The organism is Actinokineospora inagensis DSM 44258 (assembly GCF_000482865.1).
GTDB classification, from domain to species: Bacteria; Actinomycetota; Actinomycetes; order Mycobacteriales; family Pseudonocardiaceae; genus Actinokineospora; species Actinokineospora inagensis.
Window position 1 is genome coordinate 35,170 of sequence record NZ_AXWW01000029.1, and the last position, 21,836, is coordinate 57,005.

General features: G+C 70.7%; 28 protein-coding genes and 1 riboswitch. Of the genes, 14 read left to right on the plus strand and 14 right to left on the minus strand.

What is annotated here, in order from left to right; genetic code table 11:
• Nucleotides 1-5 precede the first annotated feature (5 nt).
• The 4 genes from H504_RS0112615 (at nucleotide 6) to H504_RS0112630 (ending at nucleotide 2,962) form a co-directional block, all read left to right on the plus strand.
• A complete protein-coding gene (locus H504_RS0112615; RefSeq protein WP_026423064.1) occupies nucleotides 6-731 on the plus strand; it encodes a sirohydrochlorin chelatase in 726 nt (241 codons plus the stop codon).
• A gap of 298 nt (nucleotides 732-1,029) precedes the next feature.
• On the plus strand, nucleotides 1,030-1,647 hold the full coding sequence (locus tag H504_RS0112620) for a hypothetical protein (protein ID WP_026423065.1): 618 nt from the start codon (nucleotides 1,030-1,032) through the stop codon (nucleotides 1,645-1,647).
• A 75-nt stretch (nucleotides 1,648-1,722) separates the two neighbouring features.
• Nucleotides 1,723-2,175, plus strand: a complete 453-nt coding sequence (locus H504_RS0112625) for a DUF4396 domain-containing protein (RefSeq protein WP_035304188.1) — start codon at nucleotides 1,723-1,725, stop codon at nucleotides 2,173-2,175.
• A gap of 10 nt (nucleotides 2,176-2,185) precedes the next feature.
• Nucleotides 2,186-2,962 (plus strand): enoyl-CoA hydratase family protein, encoded by a 777-nt coding sequence (locus tag H504_RS0112630; RefSeq protein WP_026423067.1) that lies wholly within the window; start codon nucleotides 2,186-2,188, stop codon nucleotides 2,960-2,962.
• Between the two features lie 445 nt (nucleotides 2,963-3,407).
• Here H504_RS0112630 and H504_RS0112635 read toward each other — a convergent pair whose 3' ends face one another.
• From H504_RS0112635 to H504_RS0112650, 4 genes are all read right to left on the minus strand, one after another.
• Nucleotides 3,408-3,662: a hypothetical protein gene (locus tag H504_RS0112635; protein WP_026423068.1), complete on the minus strand. Its 255-nt coding sequence runs from the start codon at nucleotides 3,660-3,662 to the stop codon at nucleotides 3,408-3,410.
• 109 nt (nucleotides 3,663-3,771) lie between these two features.
• Nucleotides 3,772-4,065 carry a barstar family protein gene (locus tag H504_RS0112640; RefSeq protein ID WP_026423069.1) on the minus strand — a complete coding sequence of 98 codons (294 nt, stop codon included), beginning with the start codon at nucleotides 4,063-4,065 and terminating at the stop codon, nucleotides 3,772-3,774.
• The gene (locus H504_RS0112645; protein ID WP_026423070.1) at nucleotides 4,062-4,448 is read right to left on the minus strand and encodes a guanyl-specific ribonuclease; all 387 of its coding nucleotides are present in this window, start codon (nucleotides 4,446-4,448) and stop codon (nucleotides 4,062-4,064) included. The genes H504_RS0112640 and H504_RS0112645 overlap by 4 nt, the downstream gene beginning before the upstream one ends.
• Before the next feature lie 9 nt (nucleotides 4,449-4,457).
• Nucleotides 4,458-4,673 (minus strand): hypothetical protein, encoded by a 216-nt coding sequence (locus H504_RS0112650; RefSeq protein ID WP_026423071.1) that lies wholly within the window; start codon nucleotides 4,671-4,673, stop codon nucleotides 4,458-4,460.
• Between the two features lie 67 nt (nucleotides 4,674-4,740).
• On the opposite strand from H504_RS0112650, the gene H504_RS0112655 reads away from it, so the two are divergent.
• A complete protein-coding gene (locus H504_RS0112655; RefSeq protein WP_026423072.1) occupies nucleotides 4,741-5,706 on the plus strand; it encodes a zinc-binding dehydrogenase in 966 nt (321 codons plus the stop codon).
• Here the strand turns inward: H504_RS0112655 and H504_RS0112660 are convergent.
• From H504_RS0112660 to H504_RS0112670, 3 genes are all read right to left on the minus strand, one after another.
• Nucleotides 5,696-6,745 carry an alpha/beta fold hydrolase gene (locus H504_RS0112660; protein ID WP_026423073.1) on the minus strand — a complete coding sequence of 350 codons (1,050 nt, stop codon included), beginning with the start codon at nucleotides 6,743-6,745 and terminating at the stop codon, nucleotides 5,696-5,698. The two genes, H504_RS0112655 and H504_RS0112660, sit on opposite strands and share 11 nt — an antisense overlap.
• 82 nt (nucleotides 6,746-6,827) lie before the next feature.
• Entirely contained in the window at nucleotides 6,828-7,850 is a 1,023-nt protein-coding gene (locus H504_RS0112665) for an NAD(P)H-dependent flavin oxidoreductase (protein WP_051385784.1), read from the minus strand.
• 753 nt (nucleotides 7,851-8,603) lie between these two features.
• Nucleotides 8,604-9,521, minus strand: a complete 918-nt coding sequence (locus H504_RS0112670) for a TIGR04222 domain-containing membrane protein (protein WP_026423075.1) — start codon at nucleotides 9,519-9,521, stop codon at nucleotides 8,604-8,606.
• 93 nt (nucleotides 9,522-9,614) lie between these two features.
• Here H504_RS0112670 and H504_RS0112675 point away from each other — a divergent pair, with 93 nt between their 5' ends.
• On the plus strand, nucleotides 9,615-10,040 hold the full coding sequence (locus tag H504_RS0112675; RefSeq protein ID WP_026423076.1) for an HD domain-containing protein: 426 nt from the start codon (nucleotides 9,615-9,617) through the stop codon (nucleotides 10,038-10,040).
• A gap of 187 nt (nucleotides 10,041-10,227) precedes the next feature.
• Here H504_RS0112675 and H504_RS0112680 read toward each other — a convergent pair whose 3' ends face one another.
• On the minus strand, nucleotides 10,228-10,602 hold the full coding sequence (locus H504_RS0112680) for an MmcQ/YjbR family DNA-binding protein (RefSeq protein WP_026423077.1): 375 nt from the start codon (nucleotides 10,600-10,602) through the stop codon (nucleotides 10,228-10,230).
• Nucleotides 10,603-10,699: 97 nt separating this feature from the next.
• Between H504_RS0112680 and H504_RS0112685 the strand changes: the two genes are divergently transcribed.
• Nucleotides 10,700-11,092 (plus strand): DUF3224 domain-containing protein, encoded by a 393-nt coding sequence (locus H504_RS0112685; protein WP_026423078.1) that lies wholly within the window; start codon nucleotides 10,700-10,702, stop codon nucleotides 11,090-11,092.
• Nucleotide 11,093: 1 nt separating this feature from the next.
• Here the strand turns inward: H504_RS0112685 and lepA are convergent, their stop codons facing one another.
• Nucleotides 11,094-12,941 carry a translation elongation factor 4 gene (gene lepA / locus H504_RS0112690; RefSeq protein ID WP_026423079.1) on the minus strand — a complete coding sequence of 616 codons (1,848 nt, stop codon included), beginning with the start codon at nucleotides 12,939-12,941 and terminating at the stop codon, nucleotides 11,094-11,096.
• Nucleotides 12,942-13,039: 98 nt separating this feature from the next.
• Between lepA and H504_RS0112695 the strand changes: the two genes are divergently transcribed.
• The gene (locus tag H504_RS0112695; RefSeq protein WP_026423080.1) at nucleotides 13,040-13,333 is read left to right on the plus strand and encodes an ArsR/SmtB family transcription factor; all 294 of its coding nucleotides are present in this window, start codon (nucleotides 13,040-13,042) and stop codon (nucleotides 13,331-13,333) included.
• A 9-nt stretch (nucleotides 13,334-13,342) separates the two neighbouring features.
• On the opposite strand, the gene H504_RS0112700 is transcribed toward H504_RS0112695, so the two are convergent.
• Complete coding sequence (locus H504_RS0112700) at nucleotides 13,343-13,723, minus strand: VOC family protein (RefSeq protein WP_026423081.1); 381 nt, start codon at nucleotides 13,721-13,723, stop codon at nucleotides 13,343-13,345.
• Between the two features lie 82 nt (nucleotides 13,724-13,805).
• On the opposite strand from H504_RS0112700, the gene H504_RS0112705 reads away from it, so the two are divergent.
• On the plus strand, nucleotides 13,806-14,243 hold the full coding sequence (locus tag H504_RS0112705; RefSeq protein WP_026423082.1) for a type II toxin-antitoxin system PemK/MazF family toxin: 438 nt from the start codon (nucleotides 13,806-13,808) through the stop codon (nucleotides 14,241-14,243).
• On the opposite strand, the gene H504_RS34745 is transcribed toward H504_RS0112705, so the two are convergent.
• Genes H504_RS34745 through H504_RS0112720 form a run of 3 tightly spaced genes read right to left on the minus strand, consistent with a single transcriptional unit; the run spans nucleotide 14,228 to nucleotide 16,592 of the window.
• Nucleotides 14,228-14,716, minus strand: coding sequence for a hypothetical protein (locus H504_RS34745; protein ID WP_051385777.1), 489 nt, complete (start codon nucleotides 14,714-14,716; stop codon nucleotides 14,228-14,230). The two genes, H504_RS0112705 and H504_RS34745, sit on opposite strands and share 16 nt — an antisense overlap.
• A 33-nt stretch (nucleotides 14,717-14,749) precedes the next feature.
• Nucleotides 14,750-15,901 carry a helix-turn-helix domain-containing protein gene (locus tag H504_RS0112715; RefSeq protein ID WP_245614219.1) on the minus strand — a complete coding sequence of 384 codons (1,152 nt, stop codon included), beginning with the start codon at nucleotides 15,899-15,901 and terminating at the stop codon, nucleotides 14,750-14,752.
• Complete coding sequence (locus tag H504_RS0112720; RefSeq protein WP_026423084.1) at nucleotides 15,876-16,592, minus strand: hypothetical protein; 717 nt, start codon at nucleotides 16,590-16,592, stop codon at nucleotides 15,876-15,878. The genes H504_RS0112715 and H504_RS0112720 overlap by 26 nt, the downstream gene beginning before the upstream one ends.
• 157 nt (nucleotides 16,593-16,749) lie before the next feature.
• Here H504_RS0112720 and H504_RS0112725 point away from each other — a divergent pair, with 157 nt between their 5' ends.
• From H504_RS0112725 to H504_RS0112740, 4 genes are all read left to right on the plus strand, one after another.
• The gene (locus H504_RS0112725) at nucleotides 16,750-17,694 is read left to right on the plus strand and encodes an SPFH domain-containing protein (protein WP_026423085.1); all 945 of its coding nucleotides are present in this window, start codon (nucleotides 16,750-16,752) and stop codon (nucleotides 17,692-17,694) included.
• Nucleotides 17,694-17,900 carry a type II toxin-antitoxin system antitoxin gene (locus tag H504_RS0112730; RefSeq protein WP_026423086.1) on the plus strand — a complete coding sequence of 69 codons (207 nt, stop codon included), beginning with the start codon at nucleotides 17,694-17,696 and terminating at the stop codon, nucleotides 17,898-17,900. Before H504_RS0112725 ends, H504_RS0112730 begins: the two co-directional genes overlap by 1 nt.
• 142 nt (nucleotides 17,901-18,042) lie before the next feature.
• Entirely contained in the window at nucleotides 18,043-18,306 is a 264-nt protein-coding gene (gene rpsT / locus H504_RS0112735; protein WP_026423087.1) for a 30S ribosomal protein S20, read from the plus strand.
• Nucleotides 18,307-18,375: 69 nt separating this feature from the next.
• Nucleotides 18,376-18,876 carry an acyl-CoA thioesterase gene (locus H504_RS0112740; protein WP_035304190.1) on the plus strand — a complete coding sequence of 167 codons (501 nt, stop codon included), beginning with the start codon at nucleotides 18,376-18,378 and terminating at the stop codon, nucleotides 18,874-18,876.
• A 341-nt stretch (nucleotides 18,877-19,217) separates the two neighbouring features.
• Here H504_RS0112740 and holA read toward each other — a convergent pair whose 3' ends face one another.
• Nucleotides 19,218-20,195 (minus strand): DNA polymerase III subunit delta, encoded by a 978-nt coding sequence (gene holA, locus H504_RS0112745; protein ID WP_026423089.1) that lies wholly within the window; start codon nucleotides 20,193-20,195, stop codon nucleotides 19,218-19,220.
• 133 nt (nucleotides 20,196-20,328) lie between these two features.
• A riboswitch (SAM riboswitch) is annotated at nucleotides 20,329-20,458 on the plus strand.
• An 11-nt stretch (nucleotides 20,459-20,469) separates the two neighbouring features.
• On the opposite strand from holA, the gene thrC reads away from it, so the two are divergent.
• The gene (gene thrC / locus H504_RS0112750; RefSeq protein ID WP_026423090.1) at nucleotides 20,470-21,729 is read left to right on the plus strand and encodes a threonine synthase; all 1,260 of its coding nucleotides are present in this window, start codon (nucleotides 20,470-20,472) and stop codon (nucleotides 21,727-21,729) included.
• Nucleotides 21,730-21,836: the final 107 nt, after the last annotated feature.

A 21,836-nucleotide genomic window follows, 5' to 3' on the forward strand; every position in this document is an offset into this window, starting at 1 on the left:
CCGTGATCCCACTGCTCGGTGTGGCCCACGGCAGCCGCGACCCCAGGTCCGCGGCCACCGTGGGCCGCCTGCTGTCCGGCGTCCGGTCACTGCGCCCGTCGTTGCTCGTGCGCGGGGCGTTCCTGGACCTGTCGTCGCCGCGGGTGTTCGACGTCCTCGGTGAGCTCTACGCGGACGGGCACCGCGAGGTCGTCGTCGTACCGCTGCTGCTCGGGCGGGCCTATCACGCTCGGGTGGACCTGCCGGGGCTGCTGGACGAGGCCCAGGGCGCCCTGCCGCACCTGTCGACGACGGTGACCGACGTGCTCGGGCCGGACCCGAAGCTGGAAGACGCCCTGCTGGCGCGGCTCGGGGAGGTCGGCGTCGAGCCGGGCGACCCGGAATTGGGGGTCGTGCTGGCCGCCACCGGGTCGTCGCACGCGCGGGCCAACGCCCGGGTCATCGATATCGCCGAGCGGTGGGCACATACGCGGGGCTGGGCTGGGGTCCGGGCCGCGTTCGCGTCGACCGCCACACCGGACGTCGCCGCCGCTGCCGCCGCGCTCCGCGCCCGTGGCGCCCGCCGGATCGCGGTCGCGTCGTACTTCTTGGCCCCCGGGCTGCTGCCCGACAGGGTCCGCGCCCAAGCGGGGCCCAACGCCGTCGTGGCCGAGCCGCTGGGTACCGCGGTCGCCGGTGTCGTGCTGGACCGTTACGACGAGGTCACCGCCATGGCCCAGCGCACGGCCTGATCGCATCAGCCGGTGGGAAGTCGGGCACTGCATTAGCGCGTGCCGACAACCACCCGGGCGGCCTCCCCGATCGCGCTGGGGAGCGCCGGTTCCGCCGTGTGAGTGCGCGCGGAGAGCCCCGACGACGGAACCGGGTCGCCCGCTCGGTCGGCCCACGTGACACATCGGGTCGCGACGGGCGGGGTCACGGAAAACCGAACGATGTGGGGAATGTTTGCCGGGTAGGCCGAACAGCGCAACCATGGACTCGCCGCGCGGCCGAATCCCCTTCAGACACACTCCTTGTCGAGGTGCTCAGATGAAGCCCACATTGCGCCGAGCCCTGTCCGCCGTCGCCCTCGCGGCGCTACCGGTGGTGGCGTTCGCCCCGCCCGCGTCCGCCGTGGCCGTCAACTACTCGTGCCAGGCCACCGCGCTCGGCTCCACCTACCCCTTCACCCTGTCCCAGCCCGCCACCGTCACCGCGCCCGCCAGTGTCGCGTCGGGTGGGTCGCTCAGCGTCGTGGTCGACCCGGACCCGGCGATCCTCCCGTCCACCGTGGGCACGTACACGTTGAAGCGGGTGGAGAACCTGGTGTTCAAGGTGCCGATCCCGGCCAACTCCACATACGTCTCGGGTTCGCTGTCCGGTGGCTCCGGTGTTGGCACTACGAGCCTGTCGGTGACCGGCGGTGTCGCGACTCTTACCGCGAACGGATCGGTGAACGGCGGAGCGACGTTCGAACTGCCCACGATCACGCTGAACCTGACCGCGGGCTCGCCGGGAACGATCCAGACGTCGTTGTACGGCAGCGGATACAGCGACCCCGGCCTGACCGCGACCGGCGTGGTGCACGTGGTCTTCGTGGACGTCAACGTGCCCGCGGCCTGCTACCCCAACCCGAACCCGGTACTGACCACGACAACCGTCGTGTGACGGTGTGACCGAGACCGCGGGGTGAGACCTCCTCATCCCGCGGTCTTGATACCCCCCAGGGGTATAGTCGGCGGCATGGAACAGCACACCCCGTCCCCTTGGCGGCAAGCGGCCGCCGCGACCCTGCACTGCCTCACCGGCTGCGCGATCGGCGAGGTGCTCGGCATGGTCGTCGGCACCGCCCTCGGCTGGTCGAACCCCCCGATCGTGGTCCTGTCGACCGTCCTGGCCTTCCTGTTCGGCTACAGCCTGACCATCATCCCGGTCCTGCGCGCGGGCGTGCCGTTCCGCCGGGCCCTGCCGATCGCGCTCGCCGCCGACACCGTGTCGATCGCGGTGATGGAGGTCCTGGACAACGCCGTCATGGTCACCGTCCCCGGCGCGATGGACGCGGGCCTGGGCACGGCGCTGTTCTGGCTGTCCCTGGCGTTCTCGCTCGCCGTGGCGTTCGCGGTGACCGTGCCCGTGAACAAGTGGCTCATCGGCAAGGGCAAAGGCCACGCCGTCATGCACCACTACCACCATTAGGGTGGGCGACATGGCCGACGAGTTGGTGCACTACGCAGAGGACAAGGGTGTCGCACGGATCACCCTCGACTCCCCGCACAACCGCAACGCCCTGTCCGCCCAACTCCGCCGCGAACTCCGCGACCACCTGACGAGGGCGACCGACGACCCCACCGTCCGGGTCGTCGTGCTGGACCACACCGGCCCGGTCTTCTGCGCGGGCATGGACCTCAAGGAGGCGGGCGGCGCGTCCTCGTCCGCCCAGGGCGTCAACGAGTTCCCGTCGATCCTGCGCCAGATCTGGGAGTGCCCCAAGCCGGTCGTCGCCGCGCTGGCGGGCCCCGCCCGCGCGGGTGGCGTCGGCATCGTGGCGGCCGCCGACATCGCCGTCGCCGCCGACACCGCGACGTTCGCCTTCACCGAGGTGCGCATCGGCATCGTCCCCGCCGTCATCTCGGTCACGGTCCTGCCGCGCCTGCTCCCCCGGGCCGCCCACGAACTCTTCCTCACCGGCGAACAGTTCTCCGCCGCCCGCGCCGTCGAGATCGGCCTGCTCAACGCCACCGTGCCCCCGAAGGCGCTGGCGAACGAGGTCGCCCGCTACACCACCATGCTCTCGCTCGGCGGCCCCATCGCCCTGGCCGCCACCAAGGCCATGCTCCGCCGCCCCCGCCCCACCGACATGGCCGACGACTTCACCGAGATGCTCGCCCTGTCCGCCGGTTTCTTCGCCAGTCCCGAGGGCCAGGAGGGCATCACCGCCTTCGCCCAGAAGCGCAAACCCCACTGGGTCCCCAACACAGACTGACCCGGCGAACTCTTCGGCCCATCACGAACAGACAAATAAGAGATCGCGACGGACAAATAAAGGGCGCCGAAAGTCCGCACCGGAACGGACTCCCCGGCAACGAGCTGCTCCGAAGGAGTGCTCCCGCACCTTTTCCTTGCGCACCTCGGGATATGTCGGCAACCTTGGGTACGCACCACCCGAGAAAAAGTCGACGCGCCGCAGGCAAATTGTAGATGCCACGACACCGACAACATTCGGACAAACTCCACGAGGAGCGGCCCATGTTGAAACGTGTGTTCACGACCACCGGGATCGCGGTGGCGGTCCTGCTACTGGGAGCCACAGCGGCGACAGCGGAAACCACCGGGATCAACTCTTCCGCCGACTTCACCGGAAAACTGACGAAGAACCAGACGACCTGGTACGAGGTCCCGCGGACCATCACGGTCAGCGGCAGCAACATCTACGTGCAGAAGTCGGACGGCCCGGCCGTCGACGTCATGTGGTACAAGTGCGGCGACCACAACACCCACGGCGCCTGGTACCCGCTCGCCAATCCTGACCCCACGCCGAGGATCCGGATCGGGACCGATTTCGCCGCCAACACCAGATTCTGCCTCGCCGCCAAGGACCACGGCAGCAATTCGACCGACACCTGGTCCGGCACCGTGTGGTGGAACGTCAAATCCCGACCCGCGAATTCCGCGACAAGGGCCACGACCCCGCACCCCGGCCGGGGCCGTGGCTGTTCACCGAATTCCCGCCAGGTCCGCCACCGGCCCCCGTCGATGTGTCACCCGAGGCGCGTTTCCCGGCAGGCGGCAAGGTCAGCGGATGTCGATGGTGAGGGTGCGGTCGGGCGTGGCGAACGCCGTGACGGCGTCGGCGCAGGACTGGCGGATGGCCGTGTGGGCGGCGGGGTCGGCGGTGGCGAGGGCGGCCGAGTGGGTCCACACCACGTGGATCTCGCCCGCCGGGAGCCAGCCGAGGTCGGTGAGGCAGTCGTGCAGGGCGTCGAGGTTGTGGCCGAACCAGTCCGGAAAGGACAGCGCGTCGGCGAAGGCGGTCAGCACGGCCGCCTTGGTGCGCAGGGGCGCGCCGTCGATGGTGTAGTCGGTCATCGGGCGGGGTCCACGGGCACGAAGGTGGCGTAGTGGTCGGCGGTGTAGAAGAGTTCGTGGGCGGCGCCGGTGATGAGGCGGCGGGCACCGCGGTCGCGGCTGCCGGGCGTGGGCACGGTGTACTCCCGGTAGTAGTCGGCGGCGCGGGCGGGCAGGTGACGCTCCCGGTTGCCGAACACGACGCCGTCGTTGGCCGGGTACGGGAACGGGCCACCGCGTTCGATGAGGTGCCAGGTGGCGGCGGCCTCGGCGGGGAGGGTCGACAGGGCAACGGGGCCCGCGTTCCCCTGGTCGGAGTGGCCGAGGCCGCGGATCACCCAGCCCGCGACGACCAGCAGGACCAAGCCCACCAGGGCGACGGTGATGCGTCTGCGTGAACCCACCCGGTCAGCCTACGAATCGGTGTCGGGCCGCGAGCCGAGGGGCGGCTCGTCCCCGGACCCGCCGAGCTTGGCCGACGCGTAGTCGACCACCCGGTCGATGAACCAGGCGACCACCACGCACAGCGGCAGCAGGATCGCCATCACCAGGGCGAACTGGAGCGGGAACGACAGTTGGATCAGCCACAGCTCCACGTCGTTCCACCAGTCGGACAACCCTTGCACCACGAAACCGAGAGTAGACCTTGGCCACGTCCGTGCGGCGCGGACCACCCGACATGGTTAGGTTCGTCGCATGTTCGCCGTCTACGCCGCCGCGCCGAGCCCGGACGACCCGCTGACCACCCTCAGCACCGGGGAGCGGCCGGAACCCGAGGTGCCGGACGGTTTCGTCGCGGTCACGGTGCGGGCGGCGAGCCTGAACATGCACGACCTGTGGACGCTGCGCGGCGTGGGCATCAAGGCGGACCAGTTCCCGATGATCCTGGGCTGCGACGGCGCGGGCGTGCTGGCCGACGGCACCGAGGTCGTGCTGCACTCGGTCATCGGCGACCCGTCGTGGTCGGGTGAGGAGACCCTCGACCCGCGGCGGACGCTGCTCACCGAGAAGCACCAGGGCACGTTCGCCGAGACGGTCGTCGTGCCCGCCCGCAACGTGCTGCCCAAGCCCGCCGCGCTGAGCTTCGCCGAGGCGGCGTGCATGGGGACGGCCTGGCTGACCGCCTACCGGATGCTGTTCGTGAAGTCCGAGCTGCGGCCCGGCCAGACCATGCTCGTCCAGGGCGCCTCCGGCGGCGTCTCGACCGCGCTCATCGAGCTCGGCAAGGCAGCGGGCATGCGGGTGTGGGTCACCGGCCGCACCGAGGAGAAGCGCGCGCTGGCCAGCGAGCTGGGCGCGCACCAGACGTTCGAGTCCGGCGCCCGCCTCCCCGAGCGGGTCGACGCGGTCTTCGAGACGGTCGGCAAGGCGACCTGGGCGCACTCGATGAAGGCCCTCAAGCCGGGCGGCGTCATCGTGGTCTCCGGCGCCACCAGCGGCCCCGACCCCAGCGCCGACCTCCAGCGGCTGTTCTTCCTCCAACTGCGGGTGGTCGGCTCCACCATGGGCACCCGCGACGAGCTCGCCGACCTCCTCCGCTTCTGCGACCTGACCGGCGTCCGGCCGCGGATCGGCACCCAGCTCCCGATGGAGCAGGCCCGCACCGGTTTCGAGCGGATGCTCGCGGGCGACACGGCCGGGAAGATCGTCTTCACCCGCTGACGGTGGCGTGGAACCGGTCGATCAGCGGCCACGTGCCGTCCCGGGCGGCCCGACCGGTGAGCACCCCCAGGTGACCGCCCGCAGCGGTGACGAAGCTGGTCGTCGCGGCCGCCGGTAGCAGGTCGACCAGGGCCCGCGCCGCCCTCGGCGGGGCGATCGCGTCGTCCCGACCCGCGATGACGAGTGTGGGCTGCTTGACGGCGGCCAGGTCGATCTCAGTGGCACCGAGCGCGAGGCTGCCACGGGCAAGGGCGTTGGCCCGGAAGAACGAGTGGTAGATCTGGGCGACCGCGCGCCCGGGGTAGGCGATCATCGCGGCGGTGAACCGGTCGACCGCCTCGATCTGGGCCAGGAAGTCCCGGTCACCCAGGTTCCGCGCGATCGCGAACGGCTTGGTGAGGTGCTTGTCGAGAGCGCTGATCTGGAACGCCCGCCGCACCAACGGCGCCGGGATACCGCCGAAAGCCCGGTACAGCGCGGGAAACAGCACCCGACCGGTCACCGCGTCGAGCGGCCGCAACGGAACCAGCAACCCGATCGCGTCGAAGTCGAACGGGCTGGCGACAACCGTCAACGACGCGATCGGACGCGCTCCCATGCGGGCGGCGGTGAGCACGGACAAGATCCCGCCCAGGCACCACCCGACCACGTGCACCGGTCGACCGCCGGAATGCTCGTGCACCCGGTTCACCGCTGCAGGCAGGACGTCCTCGACCCAGTGCTCCAGCCCGAGCCCCCGGTCCGCGAACCCGATCTCGCCGTACTCGACCCCGTAGACCCGGCGCCCGCCGGTGACCAGGTGCTCGACCAGACTGCACCCCCGCCGCAGGTCGAAGCAGGAGTCCGGCACGGCCAACGGCGGGATGAGCAGCACCGGGTCACCAGTGGCACGGACACCCTTGGGCCGGTGGTAGGCGTACACAGCCCGCGTCCGCCCCGCGTCGACCCGGGTCCGCGGCACCCGCCGACAATCGGCGAGCCCCCCGAACAACACCCGCTCCGCCACGTTGCCCGCCGCCCTGGCCACGAACCCGGCCATTCGACACCCCCTTACCTACTCCGGAGTCAAGTAAGCCTGACCGCCCACCCACCTGCCCACCGCCTGTGGGAAACCGCACAGGTCACCCGGTGACGCCGAGCCTGCGGGCCAGCACGGTCGCGGCGGCCTTCGCATCGGTGATGAGTTCATGGATCAGGTCGGCGACCGGGATGTCCTTGGCGAGGCGGTACGCCTGTCCCGCCCACAGCGACATGCCGTCCGCGTCACCCGCCTTGCCCGCGGCGGCGCGGACCGGGCGGGTCAGGTTGTGCAGGTCGGGATACGCGCTGGGAGCGCCTTGGTGCTCCACGATGAACCGGTTGACCAGGCCCCGCGCAGGACGACCGGTGAACGCCCTGGTCAACGTTGTTTCCCGCTCGCCCGCGGCCAGCGCCGCCCGCTGGGTCGCGTTGGTCCCGGCCTCAGGACACCGCATGAACACCGTGCCCAGTTGGGCCGCCACCGCCCCCGCCGCCACCACGGCCGCGATGTCCGCGCCCGTGGTGAGCCCACCGGCCGCCACCAACGGCAGGTCGACATCGGCCGCGATCAACCGCAGCGCGGGCAACAGGTCGTACAACGGAGCACCACCCGGATGAGCCGGGTCGTCGGTGAACACACTCCGATGCCCACCGGCCGCCCCACCTTGAACGCACAGCACATCCGCCCCGCGCTCAGCCGCCGCCCTCGCCTCACCCGGCGTGGTGACGGTGACGACCACCGACGCCCCCGCCTCCTTCAACCGGGCCACGTCCTCGACCCCGGGCAGCCCGAAGGTGAACGACACCACCGGAATCCCGGTCTCCACCACCACATCGACCTTCGCCGCGTAGTGGTCGTCATCCCACGACGCCGTTCCCGCCTCAACCCCGTACCGCTCCCGGGCTTCGGCGCCGACCAACTCCCCATACCCCGAAAGGTCCTCAGTGGACTTCACACTCGGCACGAAGATGTTGACCCCGAACGGTTTCCCGGTCAGCTCCCGAGTCCTGGCGATCTGCTCCCGCAACACCCCCGCCGTCACATACCCGGACGGCAGGAACGCGAACGCCCCCGCCTCCACCGCCCCCGCCACCAACTCGGGCGAACTCACCCCACCCGCCATCGGGGCGACGACAATCGGAACGGCCAACTCCGCGATGGGATCAGTGATCACCACCCGACCGTACCGCCCCCTCCCGTCCAGACCCGCCCCACAACCCCCATTCCCCGCCGACATCACACACACCCCACCAAGCCGGATCACCCCGCCCACCCGACACGCCGCCAGACCGCCCCAGCCCCGCCGCCGATCTCCGCCATCCGATCTCGGAGACCAGCAGCCAGTCGTTCGCCAGCCCCGCCTCAACCGAGCCATCCGACCCGAGCCAGGCACACCCAAGCCCAGCCCAACCAAGGCCCGGCTCACCCAACCCCGACACGCTGAGTTCTGTCGGCCCAAGCCCACCCAGCTCAACCAAGTCCCCGGCTCACTCGAACCCAGCACGCGGAGTCCTGTCCACCCAAGCCCGTCCCGAGCCCGGCTCACCCGAACCCGGCAGGCTCAAGCCCGGCTCACCCAAGCCCGGTTCACCCAAGCCCGGTTCGCTCAAGCCCGACCCGCCCACGCAGGCACGCCCGAGTCCGTCCGGCCAGCCTGAAGCCTTCCGCGTCGCTGCCAGGGGCGAGCGCGCCGATGCCATAGCCCACAAAGGACGTACCGACGAACACGCCCGCCCGGCTTCCCCGCCGAACGGCCACATCCAGGCCCGAGCTCACCAAGCCGAGCCCACCCAAGCCCGTCCCACCCAGCCAGGCCCGTCCCGTCCCGTCCGAGCCCAGGCCGCCCCGGTCCCGGCGCGCCCACCGGGCGAGTGGGTCAGCCGCCGCAGCCGCCTCCGCCGCAACTGCTGCCACAGCTACTGCCGCAACTGCTGCCCGAGCTGCAACTGCTCCCGCTGCTGCAACTGCTGCTTCCCGAGCTGTCGGTCCAGGAGCCCGAACCGCTCATCGGCTGGCGGACGTGCTGGGCGAAGATCGAACCCAGGTCGTCGTCCGGGTAGGCCATGAGGCCGTAGAGGGCGACGGGGGCGAGCACGCCCACACCGAACAGTCCCGCCGCGGCCGCGCCGCCGGTGCGCGGGTTGGTGACCCGGGCGCGGGTGAGCGCCGCCTTGCCGTATCGGGTGGCGCGCCGCCCGCGTCCGGTGCTGCCCAGGACGATCCTGGCGATGATCCACACGAACAGGGTGCCGACCAGCGACAGGGCCAGGTAGGTGACCGGGCGGTTGTGCGAGACGCCGTTGGCCAGCCGGACGGCGCCGACGACCAGGACCACGGGGAACAGCAAGTGGACGCGGCGCAGGGCGCTGCCCCTGGTCGAGGTCAGGTAGCCCCGCTCGACCAGGCCGTCGGCTAATCGCCTGCCCAGGTCGCTGGTCGCGAAGCCGAGGCCGCCGCGGGACGAGAGCTTGTGCGACCGGCCGATCCCCCGCAGGACCTCGGCCTGCACCGGGTCGCCCGGTGAGCCGGAGCCGGTGGGGGTGACTGTGCCGGACCGGTTGACCCGGACGGCGCCACGGGCCACCAGGCCCGCGAGGGCGGTGTCCTCCACCCGGCCGGGGCCGCCCGCAAGGTACGCGAGCTCGTACGAGTCGAGCTGCCCGGCGTCGCGCGCGGCCTGCCCGCCGGTGCCCGCGACCAATCGGACGGCGATGGTCATGGCGAACACCGCCGCGACCACCACCCAGTAGACGACCAGGAACTGCGGGCCGGTCAGGCCCCACGGCTCACCCATCACCCCTCCTCACCAGCACGCGCGACGCGCTCAGTGTGCAACACGATCGTGTGACCGCCGCGCGGTTTCGCGCGCACCGGTTAGATTCCGGACATGTTCACCCTGGACGACGCCATCCGGATCGCCACCGCGGCGCACGGTGACCAACTCGACAAGTCCGGCCGCCCGTACATCGAGCACCCGCTGCGGGTGATGGCGCGGGTCGACACCGAGGACCAGCGGATGACCGCGGTGCTGCACGACGTCGTCGAGGACACCCCGGTCACCCTGGCCGACCTGGCCGCTGCGGGATGCCCGCCCACGGTCGTGGCCGCGGTCGACGCGATCAGCAAGCGGCCGGACGAGTCGCAGACCGACTACCTGACCCGGGTGGTGGCCGACCCCATCGCCCGCGTGGTCAAGCACGCCGACATCGCCGACAACTCCTCCCCCGCCCGGCTGGCCCAGCTCGACCCGCCGACCCAGGCCCGGCTGGCGGCCAAGTACGCCGCCGCGCTGCAGTTCCTCGCCACCCACTGAGCCTCCCCTCGTCAACGCCTGCCCCGAACCACCACCTGCCCCGATCCGCGTCCCACAGCGGCCGGGCACGACTACGACCACCGCGACCGCGGCTCGGTTCCACCGAACCGCCCCGGAGCCGCGCGCGATCCCAGCCGTCCACCGGAACCGGACACATCAGACCCTCGATCGGGTCCACTGCGGACGGTTACGTCGACCGCGCGTCCAGCTCCGCCACCAACTGCTTCGGCGCGATCACCCGGTACCCCTCGTCGACGATCTCGGCGATCTCCGCCCAGTCGACGTCGACGTCCAGGTACACGCCTAACCACCCGCGGTGACCGACGTACGGCGGCCGGTAGAACCGCTCCGGGTCCTCGGCCACCAACTCCGCCTGCACACCAGGGGGCGCCGGGCACCAGAACCCGATCCGGTTGCTGTCGTGGTGGTTGTGCGCGTACGTGGTGAACATCTTCTTGTCCCGCACGAACCACGACGGTGAGCCGTGGCTGATCCGCTCAGTGGCCGCGGGCATGGCCAGGCAGATCTCGCGCAGCTCGCGAAGACCGATCTGGATGTCCATGGTCCCTCCTTCCGCTCGACGTCCGACACGGACAAGAATCGCGCATCCGGCCGAAACGCGTCGGAAGTTGTCCACAGGCTCCGGGGAGGACCTTGATATGCAGGCGAGTGGGACGTTCACAGTGGACGCGTGGGAGCCGGAAACCCCGTACGACCAGCACGACGGCATCGACCTGGGCCACACCACACTGCGCAAGACGTTCGCCGGTGACCTGGTCGGCACCAGCGAGGTGCACATGGTGTCGGCCATGGTTGCCGGTACGCGGTCAGCCGCCTACGGCGCGATCGAGCGGGTCGATGGCACCCTGGCGGGCCGCACCGGCACCTTCGTGCTCCAGCACTCCGCGACCGCCACGGCTGACAGCCAGTCGTTGACCATCACCGTGGTGCCGGACACCGGAACGGGTGAGCTGACCGGGATCGCGGGCACGCTGACCATCGACCGCACCGACGGTCAGCACAACTGGACCTTCGACTACACGATCGGCTGAGCTACTTCTTGCCCTTGGCCTTGTCCGCCGACTCGTCGGTGGACAAGGCGGCCACGAACGCCTCCTGCGGCACCTCGACCCGGCCGACCATCTTCATCCGCTTCTTGCCCTCCTTCTGCTTCTCCAGCAGCTTGCGCTTGCGGCTGATGTCACCGCCATAGCACTTGGAGAGCACGTCCTTGCGCAGGGCGCGGATGGTCTCGCGGGCGATCACCCTTGACCCGATGGCGGCCTGGATGGGCACCTCGAACTGCTGGCGCGGGATGAGCTCGCGCAGCTTGGTGGCCATCTTGGTGCCGTAGCCGTAGGCCGACTCGCGGTGCACGATCGCGCTGAACGCGTCCACCGCCTCGCCCTGCAGCAGGATGTCGACCTTGACCAGCTCGGCGGCCTGCTCGCCGGACTCCTCGTAGTCCAGCGAGGCGTAGCCGCGGGTGCGGGACTTCAGGTTGTCGAAGAAGTCGAAGATGATCTCGCCGAGCGGCAGCGTGTAGCGCAGTTCGACCCGGTCCTCGGACAGGTAGTCCATGCCGCCGAGCTGGCCGCGCTTGCTCTGGCAGAGCTCCATGATGGTGCCGATGTAGTCGCTGGGGGCGATGATCGTGCACTTGGTGACCGGCTCGTAGACCTCGGCGATCTTGCCGACCGGCCAGTCCGACGGGTTGGTCACGGTCAGCTCGCGGCCGTCGTCGAGCAGGACCCGGTAGACCACGTTGGGCGCGGTGGAGATCAGGTCGAGGCCGAACTCGCGCTCCAGCCGGTCGCGGGTGATCTCCAGGTGCAGCAGGCCGAGGAAGCCGCAGCGGAAGCCGAACCCGAGCGCGGCGGAGGTCTCCGGCTCGTAGTCGAGGGCGGCGTCGTTGAGCTGCAGCTTGTCCAGGGCCTCGCGCAGGTCGGGGTAGTCGGAGCCGTCGACGGGGTAGAGCCCGGAGTAGACCATCGGGCGCGGTTCGCGGAACCCGGCCAGCGCGTCGGTCGCGCCCTTGCGCTCCGAGGTCACCGTGTCGCCGACCTTGGACTGGCGGACGTCCTTCACGCCGGTGATCAGGTAGCCCACCTCGCCGACGCCGAGACCCGCGCTGGGCTTGGGCTCCGGGGAGATGATGCCGACCTCGAGGAGTTCGTGGGTGGCGCCGGTGGACATCATCCGGATCCGCTCGCGCGGGGTGATCTTGCCGTCGACCACGCGGATGTAGGTGACCACGCCGCGGTACGTGTCGTAGACCGAGTCGAAGATCATCGCGCGGGCGGGCGCGTCGGCCCGGCCGACCGGGGCGGGCACCTGACGGACCACCTCGTCGAGCAGTTCCCGCACGCCGATGCCGGTCTTGGCCGACACGCGCAGCACGTCACCGGGCTCGCAGCCGATGATGTGGCCGATCTCGGCGGCGTACTTGTCCGGGTCGGCGGCGGGCAGGTCGATCTTGTTGAGCACCGGGATGATGTGCAGGTCGCGCTCGAGCGCCATGTACAGGTTCGCCAGCGTCTGCGCCTCGATCCCCTGCGCTGCGTCGACCAGCAGGATGGCGCCCTCGCAGGCGTCCAGGGCGCGCGAGACCTCGTAGGTGAAGTCGACGTGGCCCGGCGTGTCGATCATGTGCAGGACGTGGTCGGCGCCGTCGAGGGACCAGGGCAGCCGCACGTTCTGCGCCTTGATGGTGATGCCGCGCTCGCGCTCGATGTCCATCCGGTCGAGGTACTGCGCGCGCATCGCCCGCTCCTCGACCACGCCGGTGATCTGCAGCATCCGGTCGGCCAGGGTGGACTTGCCGTGGTCGATGTGCGCGATGATGCAGAAGTTCCGGATCTGCTCCGGCGCGGTGAAGGTCGTGTCAGCGAACGTAGCCACTCAGGTCCTCGCATAATCAGGGGTGCCCCCATCGTCCCATGCCCCGGCGCCGGGTTCGCCCGTTGCCCTGTATATGCCTGCTCGGTAATGTCGGGGTGGTGGCGACCACATTCACCGTGTTGGCCGAGCCGACCCGCAGGCGGATCCTCGACCTGTTGCGGGAGCGGCCGCGGTCGGTCGGCGAGCTGGTCGGGGCCCTGGGGCTGACCCAGCCGGGCACGTCCAAGCACCTGCGCGTGCTGCGCGAGGCAGGGCTGGTCCGGGTCCGCCGGGACGCCCAGACCCGCTGGTACGAACTGCGCGCGGAACCGCTCGCCGAGGTCGACGAGTGGTTGGCGCCCTACCGGCGGTTGTGGTCGAGCGGCATCCACCACCTGGACGCGGTGGACTAGCCGGATTGCTCAGGGTGTGCGCGAGTCCAGCCGCATCGGGTGATCGGCGGGAACCTCGACGAGCACGATCCGCACCCCGTCCGGGTCGGCCAGCCACGCCTCCCGCAGCCCCCACGGCTCCAGCCTGGGCTCACGTGCCAACTCGACGCCCCGGTCCGCCAGTTCCGCCGCCGTCGCCGCGAGGTCGCGCACCTGCAGCCACAGCGCGAGGTCGGGGCTCGCCGCCGAACCGCCCTGGCCGGAGAGCTCCAGGTAGCCGCCGCCGAGGAAGAACACGGTGCCGCCCGGGAACTCGCGGAACACCGCCAGCCCCAGTCCGTCGCGGTAGAACGCCAGGGATCGGTCACGGTCGCGCGGGTGGACGATCACCCGGCAGCTCAGGAACTCCACACCTACCAGTACTACCGACCGGTCCGCGACACCGCAGCGCAAACTCTGCGCGGGGTGCCCAACCGGCATTACGCTCCCAGCCGTGCGAACCTCCTCAGACGACCCGCGTCCCGCGACCGGCGCGGTGTGGCAGGTGCCCACGAGCGACCGCCCGGACAGCATCAGCTACGCCCCCGACCTCGACGGCGACGCCGACCCCGGCGAGATCGTGTGGGCCTGGGTGCCCTTCGAGGACGACCCGGAGCGCGGTAAGGACCGGCCGCTGCTGGTCGTCGGCAGGCACGGGGCGACACTGCGGGCGCTGATGCTGACCAGCAAGCAGCCGCACCACCACGCCGACCACGACTGGCTGGAGCTGGGCGCGGGCGGCTGGGACCAGGACGCCCGGGTGTCCTACCTGCGGTTGGACCGGCTGTTCGAGCTCGGCGAGCACGACATCCGGCGGGAGGGCTCGATCCTGGAGCCGGACCGGTTCGCCCTGGTCGCCGACGCCCTGCGCGACCGCTACGGGTGGCGCTGACCGCCCGACTCGATGACGCTGCGGCTGCGCGCCATCCGACGGATGGCGTTGACCAGGCACAGCGCCGCCATGACGACCACGAGGCCGCAGAACACGCCGACCGGCCACTCGTAGTTCTCGGCCAGCTCCCAGGTCTCCTTGACGGCCAGGAACAGGCCGCCCGTGCCGACGAACATCCACGCCGCGCCGGTGTCGATGAACCACACGAGTTGGCCGCGCTGCTCGGGGGACAGGGCCGCCATCACCATCGCGCGCTGCCGCTCGGAGCGGCGCCTGCCCAGCCAGTACCGGACCGGCGGCAGCAGCCACCACCAGGGCGAGACCTTCGGCAACCGTTCGACATCGGCTCGGGCGGACTCGAACTCCTCCTGCTCGAGATTCTGCTCGTTGAGTTCGAGGGCGGCTTGGTAGACGGGTCCCGCGACCAGCAGCCAGGCGCCGAAGAAGCCGAACCAGGCGATCACCGAATGCACGCGGTACAACCTGCCACGGACGAACCGGACACGCTAGACGAGCCGCAGTACCGGTTTGTGTTCGCGCACTCCGAGCAGTTGCCTGGTACGCGGCACGCTCCACGCCAGTTCGTGTGCCAAGTCCGGGACGGACAGTCCTGACAGGGTGAACGCCTCGGACAGCAGAACCGGTTGCTCCCCGGGGTAACCGCCAAGAGGGTCTGGCGCAAACCCGGGCTGTTCCTTGAGTTCGTTAAGACGCTGGTAGGCCCGTCCGGCTGAAGAGTCCGACAGCAGTCCCAGCTCGCGACAGCGGTATACGAGCGAGTGCACTGAGACGCCCCACACGTCCCGTAGTTGCGACAACCTGCGTAGGTCGAGCCGCTTGGGCAGCTCTGGGCCGATCGATGCGCGGGGGGTGAGGAATTCCGCCGCGAACGCGTTGGCCTCACGTTCCTGAGTGGAGTCACCGGGAGTGGTTTCTCCGTGCAGGACAAGGTGACCCAGTTCGTGCGCCGCACTGAACCGGTGTCGGTAGACGTCGTCGGTGAGGTTGGGGGTCAACACGATGACGGGACGGGGCAGCACGGACGTCGAAAACGCGTCAACCGTGCGGAGATCCTCGTCGCGCTCGGGCGTGTGCACGACGATGCCGTGCGCTTCCAGTCGTCGCACGAGGTGGGTCACCGGGCCGGCGCCGAGCCCCCACGCGGCTCTTAGCGCGCGCGCTGCCTCGGCGGGACGGCCGGGCAACTCCGGGTGGATTTCCCCACCGGCGAAACCAGGGAGATTGACCAACGGGAGCTGCACACGCTTCTCCAGCGCATAGGTCAACTCCCAGACCTGCTCGGTTAGCGCTACCGCCTTCGCTCGCTGGTACGCGCGTGTGCTGCGCAAGCTGCGGAAGTGCGCGGACGAGGGATCCAGACGCGCTAAGGGCCTCCCAGCTAGGAAGAAGGACAGCGGTACCTCAAGCGCGTTGGCCAACCGCGGCAGTAGATCCGGGCGAGGACGATTGGTTCCCATCTCGTACTGGCTCACCGCCGCGGGAGTGACACCGAGTTGCTCAGCCAACCAGCGCTTGGTTTTCCCCGTCAGATTGCGCGCCTGGGTGAGCCGGGCCGGGTCGAATGCCTCGTGCACGGCGGCGGGTGAAGGTGTTCCTGTCAGCCTGGTGTGCTCACTCATCGCCGTCCGCTGCGTCACTGTGGTCAGGTTCCGGTTCCGCGGCGGGGTGTTCGGTGGCGGCCCCGCGCGGACGGAGGTCAAGGCTAGGCTGCGCACCCTGGGTGAAGGTGGCGGCGTCCACGACCGACCCGATCGGGGTGCCACCCAGGTCGATCCTCTCCGGCGCCCAGAGCAGCCTGCCGTCGTCGTCCAACGCGGACGCGACGCCCCACCACGCGCCGAGGACCTCGTCGCTGTCGGCGTTCGCGGCGTAGGCGACGTAAACCACGGTCAGGTTCGACGCTAAGTCCACATCCAACTCGTCGAACAGGGTGACCGGCGGCCGCACGCCCTGCTCACGGGACACCTGGCGCGGGATCTTGGCGTCGAGCCTGGCCAGGGTGACCGGCGTCTGCAGCGAGTCGGCGAACCGGAACGGGATGATCACGCGGCCGTTGACCACCGCCAACGTGTACGGCGCGCCCTTGGGGTGGAACGGCTCATACCCGGGCAGACCCGCGAACTGCTCGGCGAAGAGGCGGTGACGGGCGACCCAGGCACTGCCGTACGGGTGGTTGTCGACAACACCGACACCGCGGCCCGCCTCGCCCACCGTGCGCGCGGCCCGCTGTCCCAGCGTCAGACCCGCGGCCACGCACCGGACCACCTCGACGGCCTGCGCCCCGAACTGCTCGACCGCCCAACTCGACGGCGTGATCACACCGGCCACGACACCCTCCCGCGAACGTGACTTACGCGACGTCGTCCACAGTAGCACTTCAGCTTAACTTCTCAGCTCATTTATCCCACTTGATGCACGCGAGTCGCCCTCCGGCCAGAAAAAGTGATATCACTTTGCTAATCCAGAGCTAGCCCAAGGGGGACTCATGAACGCCACCCACGTCGAACACCCGCTGATGCCCGCGCCGCACGTCCGCGAACGGCCCGCGTTCGGCGCGGCGGGACTGCCGATCGCCTTGGCCGCCTTCGTGCTCGGGCTGGCGGGCCTCGCGCTGATCGCGACCGGCCTGGCGGTGGTCACCGACCACCTCGGCGGCGCCCACGGACTGGGGGTGGCCGCGATCGTCGTCGGGGTGCTCGTCACGATGGGCGCGGGCCTCACCGGGGGCGGTCTGGTGGTGGTCGCCCCCGGCGAGGCCAGGGTCGTGCAGTTCCTCGGCCGCTACACCGGCACCGTGCGGCTCGACGGGCTGCGCTGGGTCAACCCGTTCACCACCCGGCTCAAGGTGTCCACCCGGATCCGCAACCACGAGACCGCCGTCATGAAGGTCAACGACGCCGAGGGCAACCCGATCGAGATCGCCGCCGTCGTCGTGTGGCAGGTCCAGGACACCGCCCGCGCCATGTTCGAGGTGGACAACTTCGTCGGGTTCGTCGCCATCCAGACCGAGACCGCGGTCCGGCACATCGCCGTCACCTACCCGTACGACTCGCACGGCGCCGAGAACACGCTCTCGCTGCGGGACAACGCCGAGGAGATCACCCAGCGGCTCTCCGCCGAGATCGCCGCCAGGGTCGAGGCCGCCGGGGTCGGCGTGATCGAGTCGCGGATCACCCACCTCGCGTACGCCCCGGAGATCGCGGGCGCCATGCTGCGCAGGCAGCAGGCTGGCGCGGTGGTCGCGGCCCGGCAGCGGATCGTGGAGGGCGCGGTCGGCATGGTCGAGCTCGCCCTGGACCGGCTGGCCAGCCGCGAGGTGGTCGACCTGGACGAGGAGCGCAAGGCGGCGATGGTGAGCAACCTGCTGGTGGTGCTGTGCGGTGACCGTGACGCGAGTCCGATCGTCAACGCGGGTTCGCTCTACCACTGATGGCCGAGCGGAAGAAGGTCCTGCTCCGGCTGGACCCGGCCGTGCACGACGCGGTGGCCCGGTGGGCGGGCGACGAGCTGCGCAGCACCAACGCGCAGATCGAGTTCATGCTCCGCCGGGCCCTCGCCGAGGCCGGACGGCTCCCGGACGCCGCGGGTGGTCTGCCCAGGCGGGGGCGGCCCGCGAAGGAACGGCCCGAGGAGTAGCCGCCGGTCGCGGACTGTTAGCCTTGACCGTCGCGCCGTGCGGCACTCCGCCCAGGAGGAGACCTGCGCAAGCAGGGCCACTGACCGGTCCCCGGTCCACACGCGGCGCGACGATCCGGTACTGACCTCGAGGAGAACCCCTATGGCGAACATCAAGTCCCAGTTGAAGCGGATCAAGACGAACGAGAAGGCGCGCCTGCGCAACAAGTCCGTCAAGTCCTCGGTCAAGACCGCGATCCGCAAGTTCCGCGAGGCCGCCGAGTCCGGCGACCAGGCCAAGGCCCAGGAGCTGCTGCAGGTCGCCAGCCGCAAGCTGGACAAGGCCGCAGGCAAGGGTGTCATCCACCCGAACCAGGCCGCCAACAAGAAGTCGGCCATGGCGCAGCGGGTCAACAAGCTCGGCTGAGCCCAGACTCACACGACGGCGCCGTCCCCGCGGGGGCGGCGCCGTCGCTGTGTGCGCCAGACTGCCGACATGGACCCGAAACCCACGTCGGCGGCGAGGACCTCGCTGTCGCACATCATGACCTCGGTGGACACCAACCTGCTCGGCACCGTCCACGGTGGAGTCATCATGAAACTGGTCGACGACGTGGCGGGCGCCGTCGCCCAACGCCACGCGGGCGGCCCCGCCGTGACCGCGGCCATGGACGGCATGACCTTCCTGCACCCGGTCCGGGTAGGTGACCTCGTGCACGCCCACGCCCAGGTCAACTGGGCGGGCCGCTCGTCGATGGAGGTCGGGGTCCGCGTCCTCGCCGAGCCGTGGGACCGCGCGGGCGTCCCACCCACCCGCGTCGCCACCGCCTACCTGGTCTTCGTCGCCGTGGACGACCAGGGCGCCCCCCGCAGTGTCCCCCCGGTCGTCCCGGAGACCCCCGAGGACGAACGCCGCATGCGCGAGGCCGAGATCCGCCGTCACCACCGCCTCACCCGCCGCGACGAGATCCTGGCCAGCCGCACCGCCACCCACTGACCCACCCCGCGCCAAGATCAACCGCCACAAGAGCCCCCGAATACACAGGGTAGGCAGGGAGGCCGACAAGATCGCCGCTGATGGCCACCGGCAACCGTGTTCGCGCCCGCCCGGACCTTTGCCTCGGCACCGTCGACCAAGGGCCAGCCACGGGACGGCGCAGGCAGGGCCCCGTCGACGGTGGCCGTCGAGTACGTCGGCATCACCGTCACCACTCGCAGGCCCAGACCGCTCCGCGCGTCCCGGCTTCCCGATCTTGTCGGTCCCCGCGCCTACCCTGTGTATTCGGGGGCTCTTGTGGCGGTTGATCTTGGCGCGGGGGGTGGGTCAGTGGGCGGCGGTCAGTCGCGGTCGTGGGCGCGGGCGAGGCGGAGGACGGCGCGTTCGAGGGCGTAGTCCGGGTCGGCGGCGACGCCCTTGACGTCGGCGTTGACCTCGGCGGCGGCGCGCATGGCTTCGGCGAGACCGGCGGGTTTCCAGCCGCGGGACTGGGCCAGCGCCTTCTTGACCTTCCAGGCGGGCATGCCGAGCTCGCCAGCGAGCTTGAACGGGTCGGCGCGGCCCGCGCCGGCGACCCTGGCGACGGTGCGGACCGCGTCGGCGAGGGCGTCGGCGACCAAGACGTGCGGGACGCCGAGCTGCATGGCCCAGCGGAGGGCCTCCATGGCGCCCGGGATGTCGCCGGTGATGGCCTTCTCGGCGACGGCGAACCCGGTGACGTCGGCGCGGCCGCGGTGGTAGCGGCGGACCGCCTCCTCGGTGACCTCGCCCCCCGCGTCGGCGACGAGCTGCGCGGCGGCGGCCGCCAGCTCCCGCAGGTCCGAGCCGACCGAGTCGATCAGCGCGGCGACCGCGCGCGGGTCGGTCTTGCCGCCCGCGTGACGGATCTCGTTGCGCACGAACGCTTCCCGCTCGGCCGCCTTGGTGATCTTGGGGCACTCGGTGACGACGGCGCCCGCCTTCTTCATGGCGGCGACGATGTCCTTGCCCGCCTTGCGGCCGCCGCCGTTGTGCACGACGGTGAGGACGATCCCGTCGGCCGGGGCCTTGGCGTAGCCGATCACCAGGGCGGCGATGTCCTGGGTGGCGTCGTGCGCGGCGTCGAGGACGATCACCCGGCCCTCGGCGAACAGCGACGGGCTGACCATCTCGGCCAGTTCGGGGGCTGTGAGATCAACCACCCGGGTCCTGGTGAGGTCCGCGGCCGGGTCGGCCAGCCGGGCGGTGTCCAGCACGGCCCGGATGGCGCGCTCGACGAGCAGTTCCTCTTCTCCCAGCACCAGTTGCAGCGGCGGCGGGGTGACCGCGGGGGAGTTCACGCCCGCGATCCTGCCACGGTGGGCCGACGTGGGCGGTACCGGCGCGCGGCGGTCGCCCGCTGGCCGAGGGGGCCGCGCGTGCCGTACCGTTGCCGTCACGTCTTAGGCCCAGGCCTGGGCGACAACTGAATACCGCTCATCCAGAGGGGCAGAGGGATCGGCCCGAAGAAGCCCCGGCAACCGGCGTACGCGCCACTTCCTCATCGCGAGGAGGCGGACGACCACGGTGCCAATTCCGACCCGCGTAGCGGGATAGATGAGGAGACACCTCGCGATGACTTCTGTCGACGTCCAGACCGGCACCATCGACCTCGGCCCCGCTCGGGCCCTGTCCTGTCGTGAGTGCGGCCACCGGATCCCCCTCGCCGCCGAGTTCGCCTGCGCCGAGTGTTTCGGCCCCCTCGAGGTGGCTTACGACTTCGGCACCGTGACCCGCGCGGACATCGAGGCGGGCCCCAGGTCGATCTGGCGCTACCGCGCGCTGCTGCCGGTGCCGCCGGACGTGGAGCGCCACCCGAACACCGACCCCGGCCTGACCCGCCTGGTGAAGGCCGACCGCCTGGCCGCCGCGCTCGGCGTGAAGTCGTTGTGGGTCAAGGACGACACGGGCAACCCGACGCACTCCTTCAAGGACCGCGTGGTCGCCGTGGCGCTCGCCGCCGCCCGCACCCTCGGGTTCAGCGTGTTGGCGTGCCCGTCGACCGGCAACCTCGCCAACGCCGTCGCCGCCGCCGCGGCCCGCGCGGGCTGGGAGTCGGTCGTGCTGGTCCCGTCGTCGTTGGAGCGCGCCAAGATCCTGACCACCGCGGTCTACGACGGCGCCCTGATCGCGGTCGACGGCAACTACGACGACGTGAACCGCCTGGCGACCGAACTCGCCGCCGAGCACGAGGACTGGGCGTTCGTGAACGTCAACGTCCGCCCCTACTACGCCGAGGGTTCGAAGACGCTGGGCTACGAGGTCGCCGAGCAGTTGGGCTGGCGGCTGCCGCAGCAGGTCGTGGTACCCGTCGCGTCGGGCTCGCAGTTGACCAAGGTCGACAAGGCGTTCCGCGAACTCGGCGAGCTGGGCCTGGTCGAGCCGACCCCATACCGGGTGTTCGGCGCGCAGGCCACCGGCTGCTCCCCCGTGTCGGCCGCGTTCAAGGCGGGCGAGGACGTGATCCGCCCGGTGAAGCCGGACACCATCGCCCGCTCGCTGGCCATCGGCGCCCCCGCCGACGGCCCGTACGTGCTCGACTCGGTCCGCCGCACCGGCGGCGCCGTCGAGGACGTCACCGACGCCGAGGTGGTCGAGGGCATCCGCCTGCTGGCCCGCACCGAGGGCATCTTCGCCGAGACCGCCGGTGGCGTGACCGTGGCGACCGCCAAGAAGCTCATCGAGACCGGCCAACTCGACCGCGACGCCGAAACCGTCCTCCTGATCACCGGCGACGGCCTCAAGACCCTGGACGCGGTCCAGGACCACATCGGCCCGCGCGCCACCATCCCCCCGTCGGCCGCCGCCGTCCACGAGGTCCTCAACCGGGGCTGACCCGCCCCCACCTCCTCTCTGACTCTCTCCAATCCTCTGACTCTCTCCAACCAGCCTGATCTCCCAACCTGCCTTCCCCGACCGGCGGCGCAGTGACATCCCACCGC